At 56.9% G+C, this 2355-nt stretch carries 1 protein-coding gene and 1 pseudogene; both read left to right on the top strand.

Annotated elements, in window-relative coordinates:
* Positions 1-79 precede the first annotated feature (79 nt).
* Positions 80-749, top strand: a pseudogene (locus ACFTOW_RS13565) (transposase); the annotation flags it as partial.
* Positions 750-815: 66 nt separating this feature from the next.
* The gene (locus tag ACFTOW_RS13560; RefSeq protein ID WP_379916595.1) at positions 816-2087 is read left to right on the top strand and encodes an IS256 family transposase; all 1272 of its coding nucleotides are present in this window, start codon (positions 816-818) and stop codon (positions 2085-2087) included.
* The last annotated feature ends 268 nt before the right edge of the window (positions 2088-2355 follow it).

Raw genomic sequence — 2355 nt, 5'->3', positions numbered from 1 at the left:
GGTCGCGGTGGCGACGCGAGCATCAAGTCGCTGCCGCCATCGCACATCGAAAGACTCGCCATAATGCGCAACTGTAGTACTAGAGATGTTCCCGTCTCCGCACATGATCTCTGCCATGACCAAGGAGGAGTTCACCAAGGCCGCTTGGGAGGTAGTCGGCCGCAAGGTTGAGAAGTCGCTCATGTTGTCAGATATTTACGAGACAGCGAAGGTGTCGGCTGGATTGCCCGTCGCACCGGACTCAGACGCCATCCGCATGTTCCGTATGATGCTGGCCGAGGGGAGAAGCCTGATCCGCCAGCGAAATGCCATTGAAGATCGTGCCGTTGAACTGCTGGGCGGTCGGCCTGATTATCAGCTGCTGCGCACCATTCCGGGCATCGGGCCAATCAATGCCCTCACCATTCTTGCAGAGGCGGGCGACCTGCGCCGGTTCCGCCATCACCGGCAGTTTCTGAAGTTCTGCGGCACAAATACGCGACAGGTCCAGCATGTTTCGTGGCCGAAGCAAGATTTCCAAGTATGGCAACGCTCGCCTACGCCGCGCTCTATGGCTAGCTGGGCAGACGGCAGTCTTGAAAAGGACCAACAGTTTCCGCGACAAATTTGAGCGTTACATTGCTCAGGATCGCCATAACCCAGATTTGCGTCGCAAAGCTTACACCGCCATCGCCGCAAAGATGGCCCGCACCATTCACGCCGTGATCAAATCCGGCGAGAGCTATTCGGGAATTTGGGTGATGGCATGAATTGAAAGGCGGCGTATTGTGGCGGGTGTCAAAGCCGGCCAGAACCTCACGAGGAGCAATACGCCTATGAAGACCGATACAACCATACTCCCGTTTCGCCAATCAGAAACTATCGTTGATCCGCTGACAGAACTGGCACGGGAAGGCGCACGCCGGATGCTGGCGGAAGCGCTGAAGGCCGAAGCTGATGCATTTGTGGCCAGCTTTGCGGACGAGAGGCTTGACGATGGCCGCCAACGGATCGTCCGCCATGGACTTGGCCCTGAACGGCAGATCCAGACAGGTATTGGTGCTCTGGATGTCCAGCGGCCCAAGGTGCGCGACCGGATGGCGACACCCGATCATGCAGAAAAGATCCGCTTTACCTCGAACATCCTGCCGAAATGGGCGCGCCGCTCGGTCAGCTTGGACGCGCTGTTGCCAGTTTTGTATCTGAAGGGCATTTCCACGGGCGATTTTCAGGAAGCTCTGTCAGCCATCATGGGCTCTGATGCGCCCAACCTGTCGCCAAGTGTCATCTCTCGGCTGACCGCAGGCTGGCAGGCAGAATATGACACCTGGGCGCGGCGTGATCTGTCTGCGCGCAACTACGTCTACATCTGGGCGGATGGCGTCTATCTTCAGGCCCGGATGGAAGAAAATGCCGAATGCATGCTGGTGATCATCGGAGCCACACCGGAGGGCAAGAAGGAACTGATCGGCTTTCAGGTTGGGCTTCGGGAAAGCTCGCAGAGCTGGCATGAATTGCTGAGCGATCTCAAGGCTCGGGGCCTGTCTGTCGCCCCCAAGATCGCAGTGGGCGATGGCGCCTTGGGGTTCTGGAATGCATTGGACAAGGCATTTGGCAGCACGAAGCACCAGCGCTGCTGGGTTCATAAGGTCAAGAATGTGCTGAACTGTTTTCCCAAGCAGATGGCCGCAGCCGTGAAATCTGATCTCGATGATATCCAGCATGCCGCTACGAAAGCGGAAGCGAAGGCCGCAATGGATCTGTTCAGTGAGAAATATAAGCAGAAATACGAAAAAGGCGTGAATTGCCTCATCAAGGACAGTGACGCCTTGCTGGCTTTCTTCGACTTCCCGGCTGATCACTGGGGCCATCTGCGCACGACGAACCCCATTGAGAGCGTCTTCACCACGGTTCGGCACAGAACGGTTCGCACAAAGGGTGCGCTCTCGCAAAAGACCGCGAAACTGATGGTCTTCACCCTCATTCAGGCCGCGTCCAAGAAATGGTTGCGCCTCAATGGCAGAAATCAGTTGCCAAAAGTCATCGAAGGAATCACATTCAACGACGGCTTAGAAGTCATTTTTGACGCACCAAGCCGCGCCGCCTGAAAATGCGCGTCACCCAAATTCAAGCATAGCTCCCATCCGGCGAACCCTATCGCCCCTTCTTCGAAGGGACGAGCCCAGGCGGAAGGACCCCTCTCTGGAGAGCCGTGGAGGCAGGTTCCTGACCTCGTAGATAATGTTTGGGCCTTCCGCTTGGGATTTAGGATCTCGTCTTGAGGACGGTGAGGGCCAGGGGAATCGCTTTTGGGCCGATCGGTGTGTTTGAGCGCGCTTGCGTCTGAGCCTGAGTTGGATTCTGTAATGTTGGGTG

Source organism: Lacimonas salitolerans (assembly GCF_042677865.1).
Classification (GTDB): Bacteria; Pseudomonadota; Alphaproteobacteria; order Rhodobacterales; family Rhodobacteraceae; genus Lutimaribacter; species Lutimaribacter salitolerans.
Note: the sequence above shows the minus strand (reverse complement) of the source record. Positions and strands in the feature narration are given on the sequence as shown.